Here is a 12,512-nt window from a genome sequence, read left to right as displayed (position 1 = left end):
ACTGATTGATACCGGCGAAAATTAGCTCCTCAGGGAGGAAACATGAAGCACCGCGCCGTGGGTGCCGTGCTGTTCGGCGGTGGCGTCCTGCTCCTGGCGTTGGCCGCTGGGCTGGTGTTCGTCGTCAAACCGGCAATGACCAAGCTGCCCTACGACCTTGCGCCGTCGACGTCGGTCGCCGAGGCGAAGGGGGCGACGTTCCTCCAGATCGCCGACACCGGCGTCGGGATCCACCAGGCCGACCTGAAGTCGACGATCCAGGTCACGCCGGAACGCGCCAAGACCGCTGCGCTCAGCGGTGACCTCGCCGGCGATGCGGTGGTCTGGCAGGTTGGTCAGACCGTCGAGCGGACGGACACCAAGGCGCTGATCTCGGCGTACGGCGCGGAACTGGCGCTGGACCGGGTCTCCGGCGCGGCGGTCGACTGGAACGAGCAGTACCTCGACGAGAGCGGCGGCAACCGGGAGAAGATCTCCTTCGCGGGCCAGGTCTACAAGTTCCCGTTCAACTCGGCGCAGGACAACTACGAGGTCTTCGACCGGGATCTGCGGCAGACGCGGCCGGCCGAGTACCAGGGCGCCGAGGACATCAACGGCCTTGAGGCGTACCGGTACGAGCAGGTCATCACCGACGAGAAACTGGGTCTGCCGGCCGATCGGGTCGGCCTCCTGCTCGGTGTGCTCGCTCCGGGTGCGACCTCGGGTGAGGTCGTCTACAGCAACACCCGTACGGTCTGGGTCGACCCGGTCACCGGTGCCTACGTCAAGGTACGCGAGCAGCAGAAGAAGGTGCTGGTGCCGAACGCGGGCACCCCGGTGACGTTGCTCGACGCGGACTTCATCTACAACGACGACACGGTGGCGTCCTCGGTGGATCGGGCCAAGGAGAGCCGTTCCCAGCTCACCCTGCTCGGTGTGTACGCGCCGATCGGGCTCGCCGTGCTCGGCCTGGCGCTTATCGTCGTGGCACTGCTGGTCTCCCGCAACCGCACGGCGACGCCCGCCGCTGCGACGCCGGCCGCTGCGACGCCCGCCGCCAAGACGCCGGCCGCTGCGACGCCGGCCGCCGACCCGGCGGTGACCCGGGTCGACCAGCCGGCGGTGCGGGACGACGAGCGGCCGGGCGGGCCGCTGTCCGACGAGATTCCGCCCGCCTCGACCAACTGGAAGTCGGAGCCGACGGTGCCGGGTCCCCGGCACGCGCGCGACGAGGCCGAGAAGTAGTCACCGCCTGAACTGACGACAAGGACCGAGGGGCCCGCCCCTCGGTCCTTGTCGTTGTCGTCGTCGGGTGGGAGCAGCAGCTAGCGGCGGCGTAGGGCGTACCGGCTGCATCGCCAGTCCGGCGTGTACGGCAGGTCCGCCTGCCGGTCGACGATCTCCCCGCCGTGCGTGGCGACCAGCCGCTCCATGTCGGCGTGCGGTACCGGGGTCATCCGCATCGCCGCCGGGTAGTTGAGGATCCGGCGCTGAGCCCAGCTGATCAGCCGGAACGGCGCGAATCGCCAGATCAGGCCCTTGACGGTGGGGGCCACCTCGGTGGGTAGGCCCACCACGGCCACCCCGCCCGGGCGCAGGACGCGGAGGAACTCGGCCAGGTAGCGGTCGACTGCCGGTCGGGGCAGGTGCTGGAGCACCAGGGCGCTGTAGACCAGGTCGAAGTGCCCGTCGGGGAATCGGCTCAGGTCGGGTGCGTCGTTCAGGACGAATTCGATCTGGCCGTCGGTGCGATCGAGTCGGCGCGCGGCCTCGAGCATGGACGGGGCGATGTCCACCGCGACGACCTGCCCGGCGTGGGCGGTGAGCGCCTGGGAGAGTCGCCCGGCTCCGCAGCCGAAGTCGAGCACCCGATCCCACCGGGTGGGCAGGCCGAGCCGGTCGAGCCAGCCGACGGTCTCCGCGACGTCGGCCCGGCCCGTGGCCAGGAACTCGTCCACGTCCCACCGGCCGCCACGCTTGCCGGGCCGGATCAGCACGGCCCAGAGCGGGTCCTCGGCACCCAGGGTGGTCCAGTCGCGGCGCACGTCGTTCAAGCTCACCGGCAAACAGTAGGGCAGCGCACCGCCCGCCGACACCCCCGATCGTTCAGAGGCGGGCCAGCGCCCGGCGGAGCGGGTCGAGGCCGAGCGCACCCAGGTCGAGCGCCTGCCGATGGAACTCCCGCAGGTCGAAATCCGCGCCCTTGCGGGCCTTGGCGTCCTCCCGGGCCTGCAACCAGATCCGCTCGCCCACCTTGTACGACGGTGCCTGGCCCGGCCAGCCCAGGTAGCGGTTCAGTTCGAAGCGCAGCACCTCGTCCGGCACTCGGCAGTGCGCCCGGAGGAACTCCCAACCCAACTCCGGGGTCCAGCGCTCACCGGGGTGGAAGTCGAACGGGTTGTCCTTGGGGATCTCCAGCTCCAGGTGCATGCCGATGTCGACGATCACGCGGGCGGCCCGCAACGCCTGGCCGTCGAGCATGCCGAGTTTGTCTCCCGGATCCTCCAGGTAGCCCAACTCGTCCATCAGTCGCTCGGCGTAGAGCGCCCAGCCCTCGCCGTGTCCGGAGACCCAGCAGAGCAGCCGCCGCCACCGGTTGAGCAACTCGGCCCGGACCGCCGTCTGCCCGATCTGGAGGTGATGCCCGGGGACCCCCTCGTGGTAGACGGTGGTCACCTCCCGCCAGGTGGAGAAGTCGGTGAGCCCCTGCGGCACCGCCCACCACATCCGGCCCGGCCGGGCGAAGTCCTCGCTGGGACCGGTGTAGTAGATGCCGCCGTCGCTTGTCGGCGCGAGCATGCACTCGATCCGGCGGACCTGCTCCGGAATGTCGAAGTGGGTGCCGTGCAGGTCGCTTATCGCCTGATCGGCAAGCGCCTGCATCCAGTCGCGGAAGGCCTCCTTGCCCTGGATGGTGCGGGCCGGATCGGCGTCCAGCGCCGCGACCGCCTCGTCGATTGTGGCGCCGGGGCCGGCGATCTCCGCCGACACCGTCCGCATGTCGGCCTCCAGCCGGGCCAGCTCGGCGAAGGCCCAGGCGTACGTCTCGTCGAGGTCGATGCGGGCGCCGAGGAAATACTGTGAGGCCAGCTCGTAGCGTTCCCGACCGGCGGCCTGCTTGTCCCGGCCACGCGGGGCCAGTTCGGTGCGCAGGAACTGCCCGAACTCGGCGGTCGCCGCGGTCGCCGCCGCCGCGCCCTGGCGCAGCTGGGCACCGAGGGCGCCATCGGCGCCCAGCCGCTCGGCCAGCCCGTGGAACACGTTGTCGCCGTCCGGGTCGACCCAGGCGTCGCACTGCTTGGCGACCTCGATCAGCTGCGCCCGCGCGCTCACCGACCCGGCGGCTGCCGCCTCGCGCAGCGTCGTCTTGTAGCCCTCCAGCGCGGCGGGGATGAGGCCCAGCCGGGTGGCGATGTTGGCCTGCGCCTGCTCGCCCTCGGTCGGCATCAGGTCGAAGACCATCCGGATCGAGTGCAGCCCGCTGGTGATGACGCTTACCTCGCTTGTCGTCTCGCCGGCCTCGTAGCGGGCGAGTTCCAGGCCGAGTCGCTCCTGCATCGCGTCCCGGGCGGTGTGCTCGGCCGCCGTCTCCGGCTCCGTGGCGTCGAGATCGGCAAGCGCGCGGCGGGTCAGCTCGGCCTGTGCCGCGTACCCCTCGGGCGACAGGTCGTCCAGCTGGTCGTCGTAGCCGGAGATGCCGACGTACGTGGCGCCGGTGGGGCTCAGCGCCGCCCAGTCGGCCACGTAGCGGTTCGCGATGTCGTCGATTCGTCCCACGCCGCGAACCCTACGCGAGGCCGCTGGGCCGACGCTGCCGCCATTCCGGGTCAGGGCAACAGGTCGGCCGGGTCGAAGTCGATCGGGAACGGCTCGTCGGCGCGCAGCCGATGCCCACTCACCGCCTGGGCGAGCGTGTCGTAGCCGCCGAACTTGCCGAGGGTGAACAGCTCCACTGCGGCGTGCCGCAGGCGACGGGAGATCTCCACCCGCATGAAGTACGGCACCCGCCCCTCGGCGCAGCGCATCGGCTTGTCGACGAAGTCCTGCCGCCGGCTGCCGGGCGAGACGAACTCGATCGCCATGGTGCAGAGGTGCGCCGGGATCCAGCGGTCCTCCTCGTCGGTCTTCGGCAGGGTGTGCAGGACGGTGACGTCCGGCTGGATCCAGCGCTGCGGGGAGAAGGTCAGATTCACCTGACCGAACACGTAGCAGCCGTGTGCCCTGGCGGCGGGCTTCAGAAGATGGGCGAGCTCGATCTCGCCGTAGCTGTTCGTGCCGACCTCGGCGGGCGTCATGACCAACCTCCCGTCGATGCACTCGTAGCGCGCATCTGGTGCCTCGGGTAACGGGAGGTAGCGGTCGGCGAGCTGGGTCGTCCACATGCCGTCGAGATCGACGAGCGGGTCGAAGCGCATCGGCATCGCCATGGTGTACACCTCCTCGGCCGGTCAACGCCCTACAAATGTAGGTGGTTTCTGTGGTGCGCGACACGGTGGCCGAAAACCGCACGACAATGTCGTACCTCGGGGGAAGAGTGTCAGGGGTGACCGCCCCCTTCACCCCTGACCGGCCGGCGCTGCGCAGCTGGTTGCCCGGCTTTGTCGCGTTGGCCGCGATCTGGGGCTCCAGCTTTCTGTTCATCAAGGTCGGGTTGGCCGAGCTGCACCCGCTGCACCTCACCGGCTACCGGGTCGGCGCCGGCGCGCTGACCCTGCTGGTGGTGCTCGTCGCGCTGCGGGACCGGCTGCCCCGGGAGCCGCGCGTGTGGGGCCACCTCACCGTGATCGCCGCCTTCGGGGTGGCCCTGCCGTTCACCCTGTTCGGCTACGGCGAGCAGCGGGTCGAGTCGATGCTCGCCGGCATCTGGAACGCCACCACCCCGTTGGTGGTCCTGCCGCTGGCGGTGCTGGTCTTCCGCACCGAGCGACTGACCGTACGCAGCGCCGTCGGGCTGCTGCTCGGCTTCACCGGTGTGCTTGTGGTGCTCGGCGTCTGGCAGGGCGTCGGCGGCAGCCACTTCGTCGGTCAGCTGATGTGCTTCGGCGCGGCGGCCTGCTACGGCCTCGCCATCCCGTACCAGAAGAAGTTCATCGCGGGCAGCGAGCTGTCCGGGCTGTCGCTGTCGGCCGCGCAGCTGGTGGTCGCGACGGTCCAACTCGCCATCGTGGCGCCGCTGGCGGCCGGTGCGCCGCCGGTGCCGACCGACCTGTCACCTCGGGTGCTCTCCGCCGTGCTGGCGCTGGGTGCGCTCGGCACCGGGCTGGCCTTCGTCATCCACCTGCGCAACATCCGGATCGTGGGCGCGAGCACCGCGGCCACGGTGACCTACCTGATCCCGGTCTTCGCGATGCTGATCGGCGCCCTCGTGCTCGGCGAGCGGCTCACCTGGCACCAACCGGTCGGCGCGCTGATCGTGCTGCTCGGCGTGGCCGTCTCGCAGGGTCTGATCGGCCGCCGCCGACAGCCCGCCCCGGCACCCGCTGAGCTGCTCGCCGTTTCGGCGGAATCGCGGTAACCGCCCCGGCCGGACGCCGCCACTTCGGCGGGACGGAGTGGATCAGCGGCGGTGAGTCCAGGCGAGCAGGTCGTCGGCGGTCCAGGTGTTCACCACCCGGTCGGCGGGTACGCCGCACAGGGCCGCGCGTTCGCAGCCGAAGCGCTGCCAGTCGAGCTGCCCGGGGGCGTGCGCGTCGGTGTTGATGGCGAAGCGGCAGCCGGCCTCCAACGCCCGCCGGATCAGCCGCTTCGGCGGATCCTGCCGCTCCGGGCGTGAGTTGATCTCCACGGCGGTGTCGTGCTCGACGCAGGCGGCGAAGACCGCGTCGGCGTCGAAGTCGCTCTCGGCCCGGGTCCGCGCGCGGTGCCCCCGGTCGCCCGGCCCGGTCACCCCGGCCGGCCGGGACGACACCATCCGGCCGGTGCAGTGGCCGAGGATGTCCAGGTGCGGGTTGGCGATCGCGGTCAGCATCCGGCGGGTCATCTTCGCCCGGTCGTCGCCCAGGCCGCTGTGCACCGATCCGACCACCACGTCCAGCCGGGCCAGCAGCTCCTCCTCCTGGTCGAGCGAACCGTCGGCGAGGATGTCCACCTCGATGCCGGTGAGGATCCGGAACCCCTCCGGCAGCGCCTCGTTCAGCCGGGCCACGTGGTCGAGTTGCCGGCGGAGCCGGTCGGCGGTGAGCCCTCGGGCCACTTTGAGCCGGGGCGAGTGGTCGGTGAGCACCAGGTATTCGTGGCCCAGCTCGACGGCGGCCAGCGCCATCTCCTCGATCGGTGAACCGCCGTCGGACCAGTCCGAGTGGGTGTGGCAGTCGCCCCGCAGGGCGGTACGCAGCTTGGTGGCCTCGGCGTCCAGATCGCTGCCCTCGGTGGCGAGCAGCCGGCGCAGGTAGACCGGTTCCTCACCGGCCAGCGACTCGGCCACGCAGCGGGCGGTGACGTCGCCGACCCCGGCCAGTTCGGTCAGGCTGCCGGCGCGGGCCCGTTCCGCCACCTCCTTCGCCGGCAGCGCGGCCAGCGCGTTCGCCGCCGACCGGAAGGCCCGGACCCGGTAGGTGGCCTCGTTCGCCCGTTCGAGCAGGAAGGCGATCCGGCGCAGGTCGGCGATGGGGTCGCGGCTCATGTCCTGCAACCTACGCGCCCGCGCCGCCGGTCGGCAGACGACCGGCGGCGCGGGATGGGTGGAACAGGCGGGCGACGGGCCGCCCACCGGGGTACGGATCAGCTGTACGGCAGCCGGACGACCGAGCGGTTGCCGACGCCGATGGTGCTGGGGTTGTTGCCGATGGCGGACCAGACCTCCACCCGGACGGTGCCGCCGCGCAGGTTGCCGAGGGCTCCGGTGCTTGAGTGCAGCCCGGCCGCCTGGGTGTAGTTCTCCCAGCCGGCAACCGGATCGGTGGCGAAGTAGCGGTACGTCTCCACCCGTTCCCAGGACCCGTCGCCGGTCAGGTCGTACGAGATGCGGGCCTGTACGCCGTTGCCGACCGCCGTGCCGGCGTCCAGGAACAGGTCGAATGCGGTCTGCCCGCCGGTGTGGTTCAGGTTCAGCCCGGTCGCGGTGAAGACCACCGGGTTACGCGGCGTGCCGTCGTAGTTGGCGCCCCCGGCACTGGTGACGGTGGCGGTGCCGGCGGTGCCGGCGGCACCCAGGCCGCCGCCCGACAGCAGGTAACGCACCGGCGATCCGGACGGCGGACCGGTCGGCGTCGGGGTGGGGGTGGGCGTGGCCGTCGGCGTGGGCGTGGGCGTGACGGTGGGCGTCGGGCTCGGCGAGACGCCCCCGCCGCCGCTGCCCCCGCTCCAACTGTGCGCACCGCTGGTCGTGGTACGCCCCGGCGCTACCGAGAGCTGCGTTCCGTCGGAGAAGCGTACGGTCAGCGGAGTGGCGGAGATGTTGCTGGCCACGTACGTCCGGGAGCCGTTGCGGTTGAACACGGCGGCCATCGGGTGGTCGGCGGTGACCCCGGTGTCCACCCGGCCCAGCGCGGCCAGGTTGCGGATCCAGTGGAAGGTGTGTGCCCGGCTCTCACCCTCCTCCGGGGTGTAGCCGGGGTTGGCGCGCAGCTTGGCCAGTGCGGCGTCGGCGTCGCCGAGGGCCAGGAACTGCCAGTGCATGTCCTGCCACACCGTCGGTTCGCCGCCGTTGTTGCGCACCAGTTCGGCGTACTTGAGCGAGTTGTAGTTCGGGTGGTAGCCCAGGTAGAGGTGACCGCCGGTGATCGGCAGCAGGTTGATGCCCTGGATCATCTCCGGTTCGGCGCTGAACCAGGTGGCGTACGCTCCGCCGTCGCCCCAGACCATGCCCACGTTGTTGTGCCCGAAGGCGGCGGGGAAGTTCTCGTCGTTGACGTCGAACCAGTACTCGTGGATCGCCGCCGCCTGGGTGGTGTAGATGAAGATGCCGGCGTCCCGCACGGCCGTGTTCCCGGTGGCCTGGCCCCACTGGATCAGGGCGTTGGCGAAGTTCATCCCCTCGGACGAGGACTCCTGGTTGTTGCCGCTGGCGAAGGCGCCGTGCCCGGAGGCCCAGTCGTGTCCGGCGTAGATGTCGAAGTCACGCAGGTACGGGAAGCGGCCGTCGTTGCGGTCGTAGTTGTTCGCGTCCCGGATGAGCAGGTCGATCATGCCGCCGTACTGGTCCTGGCGGGCCCAGGCCGGGTCGAACTTGGCAAGCGTCGCGGCGGCGGCGATGTAGTAGCCGTAGTGGAAGTGGTGGTCGTTGAGTTCCTGGTCGGAGCCGTACGAGGCGGGGTAGCCGATCAGCGTGCCCCACCGCTGGTCGTAGTAGAACAGCCGCTCGGTCTCGCCGGGTGCTGCGGTGAGCCAGTCGGTGAGCGTGGACCGGATGGCGTTCAGCGCCGCGGTCCGGGTCTCGGTGTCGCCGACCTGGTCGGCGATCTCGGCGATCCGCGCCGCCCGGCCGAGCCCCTTGCCGGTCCAGTAGGTGTCGTTGCCGCGTTGGTCCATCGGGTTGCTCCGCGCTGCCGCGAGGTGTTGCCGCAGCGTGGTCAGGTCGGCACCGGCACCGGTGGCGACCGCCGGCACCTCGGGCAGTACGCCGTGGAACCGCATCGAGGTCCGGAACTCGGCGACCCCGGTGAGCACCTTCATCCGGCCCCGCGCCGACGGGTAGGTCTGGGCGATCGGGGTGGCCCCGGTAAGCGACTTCCACTGGTGCGGGTAGAGGCTGACCACGGTCCGCGTCTCGGTGCCCTCCCGTGGCGTGGTGGTGAAGGCGTAGCGGGTCTCCACCCGACTTGTCGACTGGTTGTAGCTGTACGCGACCCGGGTGCCGGTGACGTGGGCGTGCGCGTACGTGCGGTAGGTGTTGGCGAGTTGGCTGCGGGCGCTGGCGTCGGCGGTGGCCGGCAGCAGGGCGACCGAGAAGTAGCCCCGCCCGGCGAGGGTGGAGCTGATCCGGCCGCCGTTGACGGTCCAGGTCGCGCCGGTCGGGGCGTACGCGACGTAGTCGTGGCCACGGACGGTGAAGCCGACTGTGGTGCCGCTGTTTGACCAGACCGTGGGGCTGCCGCCGGTCACGTTGATCAGCGCGTCGCCGCCGGTGGTGCGGAAGTAGGTGAAGGGCAGGCCGTGGCCGATCGTCGCGCGCAGGCTCCGTGACCCGTCGCTCCAGTACGGCGTGACGGTCCAGTCCGTCCAGTCGTCCACCAGCACGTTCGGGGCAGCGAGACCGGCCACCCCGACCCGGATGTCCTCCACGTAGGGGTACTTGAACTCGCCTACGCCGGTAGCGGTGCCGGTGATGGTGGCGGTGGAGGTGGCGGAGAAGCCGAGCCCGTCGGTCACCGGCTGGTAGGCGACCGGGTGCGCGTGCAGCGGCTCGCTGAAGGAGCAGTTGAGGCGCTTCCAGAGCAGCGAGGACCACCAGTCGTTGGTGGGCACCGGGCCCGGCGGGGCGGCGGCCGTGGCGAACTGCCGGGGGTTGGTGGCGATGTTTCCGCAGCCACCGGGGAGTGGGCCGACCGGGGTGGTGGTGTAGCTGCCGGCACCGACCGGCGCGGCCTGCGCCGCCGAGGTGATGGTGACGGCGAGCCCGCCGCCGAGGACGAGGGCCGCGGTGGCGGTGGCGGCCAGGAGTCGGTGGTGGGTGCGGTGTGGGACGGGAGGTCTCATCTTTCCTCCAGTGCGCGCCGGTCCGGCCGGGGTGGGCGGGGCGCGTTTCGTCAAGATTGTGAGGTTAGTCGGTGAGAGAGCGCTCTCTCAGGTGTTACGCGACGGTAGTTCACCGGCCAGACCGTCGTCAATGTGTCCCAGCGATGAAATCCGGATGACGCGGGACGTCGAGCGGGCGGGGTCAGCGCGCCGGAGGCCGCTGCGGACAGCCGTGCTTGCGGTGCCAGGCGGCCACCTTGGCGGCCGGCTCGCGGTTGCCGCCCTTGCGCCAGGAGTCGAGGTACGGCGCCGGCCAGACCACGCCCCGGCGGATCCACCAGCCGTCCTCGCCCAGGCAGGGCGGGGAAATGCCGAAGTGCAGGTGACAGACGTTGTTGGCGTTGCCGGTCCGGCCCACGGTGCCGAGCTGTTGACCGGCCCGCACCCGCGTCCCGGGTTCGATGCCGTCGGCGACCTCGGTCAGGTGCGAGCCGTAGTAACGCACGCCGTCGTCACCGAGGACCGACACCGACAGGCCGCCGTTGTACGGGCCCTGCGGACCCTGCTTGTCGTACCGGTCACGGCGGCTGACCTCGCCGATCGTGCCGTCGGTGACCGCGACGAACGGCTCACCGCAGTCGGCGAAAATGTCCGTCCCCGGGTACGCGGAGTGGGTCGGGTGATAGGCCACCTTCTTCGCGCGTACCGGAAAGACGTGCGGCAGCCCGGTGCGGGTCGCGGTGGCGGACGGTGTCGGCTGGTCGGCGGCGTCCGGCCCCGGGCTGGTCGGGCCGGTGCCGGTGGCGGCCGGGGCGGCACTTGTCGTGCTGGGGACGGTCGGGCTGGCGGCGGGGGTCGGCTCGGCCCAGGTCGATTCGCTGCCGGCGGCACAGCCGGCGGCAGCGAGCAGCGGTACGAGCAGCAGCACCGCATAGGCGGGGCGGCGTCCGATCATCAGCGGGACCACCCGGCCATCCTGACAGAGTCGGTACTACGGTGAGCAGTACCGTCCAGGGGAGTGAGGAGCGGACCGGGATGAAGCCGTACAGCCCGTCGGGCCTCTTTCCCTCCGGGCGACCCCCGCGCCCCACCTACCGCGAACCGCATCAGGTCAGTGGTGCCGGCGTCGCCGCCGGGGCAGCCGCCACCATCGCCTGGCTGGTGCTCTTCGGCCTGCTCGGCCGCAGTCTCGCCGGTTACGCCTGGTGGACCCTGCTCGCCGGGGGCCTGGCCTGGTTGGCGGCCGTGGTGCTGGTCCGCTTCGGTGACCGGGGAGTGGCCGCCGGCATCGCGATCGTCACCGCCGGAGGCTGGAGCATCGCCGCCGCCGCGGTGGCCACCCGCTGGGCGACAAGCGGTGACTGGCCCCTCTGGTGACCCGACCGGCGGTGACTTCACTGCGTCGTCGGGTGGGCACCGAAACCCATCTTGACTCGATCGCCGCGACTCGGCACTCTCCCGGTATGGCCTGGACCACTCCGCGGCTCGACCCCGATCGCAGCCGACGCCGCCTCCAGCTCCTGGCGCAGCTGGCGGACGCCCGCGCGGTACGCGAACGGGAGCGACCGCAGCGGGCCCGGACCGAGCGGTTGCGCCAGCTGATCGCCACCCGCCGCCGCCTCGCGGGCTGACGGCACCAAATACTTTCCCCACCAATGACCGGCCCTTCGGGGCGTTGACCGGTCGACTGCCGACCCGACCGGCTAACGTGCACGCGTAACGGGCCGGTGTGAGCTGGTCTCAAGGCAACTTGGGGGGACCCGTGTCGTACTTCGCTGCGGCCGTCGTACGCGAGAAGGGCGGCTGGACGGCCGCCGAACTGAACCTGCGGGGTGCCGCCGACGTCGACGAGGTGGCCGAGCGCCTGCGCGACGTGGCACCCGACGCCGACATCTCCCTGCTCTTCGTCGAAGCGGACGACACCTACCTGGTCATCCTGCGCCTCGACGAGGGGGAGGACCTGCGGGTGTTCGGCTCGGACTCGGCCTTCGCCGAGGAATCCCGGCTGGGCAACCTGCTGATCGGCGACCTCAAGACCTCGGTCACCGGGCTCGACGACACCGAGGAGGCGCGTCCGGTCGTCGCCGCCGGTGACGACGACACCGAACAGCCCGCCATCGACCCGGAGGCGGACCCGGTCGGCGAGGCGGACCTGCTTGCCGATCTGGGCATCCCCGCGCAGCGGCTGCTCGCCCTCTGCACCCACGAGGGAATGATGCCGGCCGACGTCACCGCCGACCTGTGCCAGGTGTTGGGCTGCGTCGACGACGTCGAGGAACTGCGTGAGGTCTGAGTCCGCGCCATTGCCCGGTGGTGAGCCGGCCGACGTGACCGATCCGGCGCTGGAGACCGTACGGCCCGGACAGCCCACCCCCGGCGCGGTCGGCCGGGTGGGGCCGGGTGCCGACGAGGGCCTGGCCGACCCGAGCGGAACCGGCCGGCGGCAGCGGCACGAACTCTGGATGCGCCGGGCCCTGGCGGTCGCCGTCACCGGCCCGGACCTGCCGGATGTGGTGCCCGGCAGGGACGGCGACGCAGACGACGTGCCGGTTGGCGCGGTGCTCTACGGCCCGGACGGCACGGAGTTGGCGATCGGCCGCAACGAACGCGAGCTGACCGGCGACCCGACCGCGCACGCCGAGGTGCTGGCGCTGCGGCGGGCGGCACACCGGACGGGCCGCTGGCGGTTGGACGGCTGCACCCTGGTGGTGACCCTGGAGCCGTGCACCATGTGCGCCGGCGCGCTGGTGCTGGCCCGGGTCTCGACAGTGGTCTTCGGCGCCTGGGAGCCGAAGACGGGCGCGGCCGGCTCGCTCTGGGACGTGCTGCGGGACCGCCGGCTCAACCATCGCCCGGAGGTGTACGGCGGCGTCCTGGAGACCGAGGCCGCCGCCATCCTGCGCGCCTTCTTCCGCTGA

12 protein-coding genes are annotated in these 12,512 nt (G+C 71.5%); 6 read left to right on the top strand and 6 right to left on the bottom strand.

Going from position 1 to position 12,512, the window contains the following annotated elements; translation table 11 throughout:
* Window positions 1-42: 42 nt before the first annotated feature.
* Window positions 43-1,224 carry a DUF3068 domain-containing protein gene (locus QQG74_RS30320; RefSeq protein ID WP_341718036.1) on the top strand — a complete coding sequence of 394 codons (1,182 nt, stop codon included), beginning with the start codon at window positions 43-45 and terminating at the stop codon, window positions 1,222-1,224.
* 80 nt (window positions 1,225-1,304) lie between these two features.
* Here the strand turns inward: QQG74_RS30320 and QQG74_RS30315 are convergent, their stop codons facing one another.
* The 3 genes from QQG74_RS30315 to QQG74_RS30305 are packed head-to-tail and all read right to left on the bottom strand — an operon-like array spanning window position 1,305 to window position 4,406.
* Window positions 1,305-2,039 carry a class I SAM-dependent methyltransferase gene (locus QQG74_RS30315; RefSeq protein ID WP_341718035.1) on the bottom strand — a complete coding sequence of 245 codons (735 nt, stop codon included), beginning with the start codon at window positions 2,037-2,039 and terminating at the stop codon, window positions 1,305-1,307.
* A 46-nt stretch (window positions 2,040-2,085) separates the two neighbouring features.
* Window positions 2,086-3,756 carry a DUF885 domain-containing protein gene (locus QQG74_RS30310; RefSeq protein WP_341718034.1) on the bottom strand — a complete coding sequence of 557 codons (1,671 nt, stop codon included), beginning with the start codon at window positions 3,754-3,756 and terminating at the stop codon, window positions 2,086-2,088.
* A 50-nt stretch (window positions 3,757-3,806) separates the two neighbouring features.
* Window positions 3,807-4,406 carry a Uma2 family endonuclease gene (locus tag QQG74_RS30305; RefSeq protein WP_341718033.1) on the bottom strand — a complete coding sequence of 200 codons (600 nt, stop codon included), beginning with the start codon at window positions 4,404-4,406 and terminating at the stop codon, window positions 3,807-3,809.
* Between the two features lie 86 nt (window positions 4,407-4,492).
* Here QQG74_RS30305 and QQG74_RS30300 point away from each other — a divergent pair, with 86 nt between their 5' ends.
* Window positions 4,493-5,494, top strand: coding sequence for a DMT family transporter (locus QQG74_RS30300; protein WP_341721448.1), 1,002 nt, complete (start codon window positions 4,493-4,495; stop codon window positions 5,492-5,494).
* Between the two features lie 42 nt (window positions 5,495-5,536).
* Here the strand turns inward: QQG74_RS30300 and QQG74_RS30295 are convergent, their stop codons facing one another.
* From QQG74_RS30295 to QQG74_RS30285, 3 genes are all read right to left on the bottom strand, one after another.
* Complete coding sequence (locus QQG74_RS30295; protein WP_341718032.1) at window positions 5,537-6,601, bottom strand: PHP domain-containing protein; 1,065 nt, start codon at window positions 6,599-6,601, stop codon at window positions 5,537-5,539.
* 98 nt (window positions 6,602-6,699) lie between these two features.
* The gene (locus QQG74_RS30290) at window positions 6,700-9,615 is read right to left on the bottom strand and encodes a glycosyl hydrolase (RefSeq protein ID WP_341718031.1); all 2,916 of its coding nucleotides are present in this window, start codon (window positions 9,613-9,615) and stop codon (window positions 6,700-6,702) included.
* A gap of 181 nt (window positions 9,616-9,796) precedes the next feature.
* Window positions 9,797-10,549 carry a peptidoglycan DD-metalloendopeptidase family protein gene (locus QQG74_RS30285; protein WP_341721447.1) on the bottom strand — a complete coding sequence of 251 codons (753 nt, stop codon included), beginning with the start codon at window positions 10,547-10,549 and terminating at the stop codon, window positions 9,797-9,799.
* A gap of 80 nt (window positions 10,550-10,629) precedes the next feature.
* Here QQG74_RS30285 and QQG74_RS30280 point away from each other — a divergent pair, with 80 nt between their 5' ends.
* From QQG74_RS30280 to QQG74_RS30265, 4 genes are all read left to right on the top strand, one after another.
* On the top strand, window positions 10,630-10,971 hold the full coding sequence (locus QQG74_RS30280) for a hypothetical protein (protein ID WP_341721446.1): 342 nt from the start codon (window positions 10,630-10,632) through the stop codon (window positions 10,969-10,971).
* Window positions 10,972-11,057: 86 nt separating this feature from the next.
* A complete protein-coding gene (locus tag QQG74_RS30275) occupies window positions 11,058-11,225 on the top strand; it encodes a hypothetical protein (protein WP_171023025.1) in 168 nt (55 codons plus the stop codon).
* Between the two features lie 131 nt (window positions 11,226-11,356).
* The gene (locus QQG74_RS30270) at window positions 11,357-11,887 is read left to right on the top strand and encodes a tRNA adenosine deaminase-associated protein (protein WP_341718030.1); all 531 of its coding nucleotides are present in this window, start codon (window positions 11,357-11,359) and stop codon (window positions 11,885-11,887) included.
* Window positions 11,888-12,056: 169 nt separating this feature from the next.
* Window positions 12,057-12,512 carry a nucleoside deaminase gene (locus QQG74_RS30265; RefSeq protein WP_341721445.1) on the top strand — a complete coding sequence of 152 codons (456 nt, stop codon included), beginning with the start codon at window positions 12,057-12,059 and terminating at the stop codon, window positions 12,510-12,512.

Source organism: Micromonospora sp. FIMYZ51 (genome assembly GCF_038246755.1).
GTDB lineage: Bacteria > Actinomycetota > Actinomycetes > Mycobacteriales > Micromonosporaceae > Micromonospora.
The sequence above is the reverse complement of the archived record's forward strand: the minus strand, read 5'-3'. Positions and strand labels throughout refer to the sequence as shown.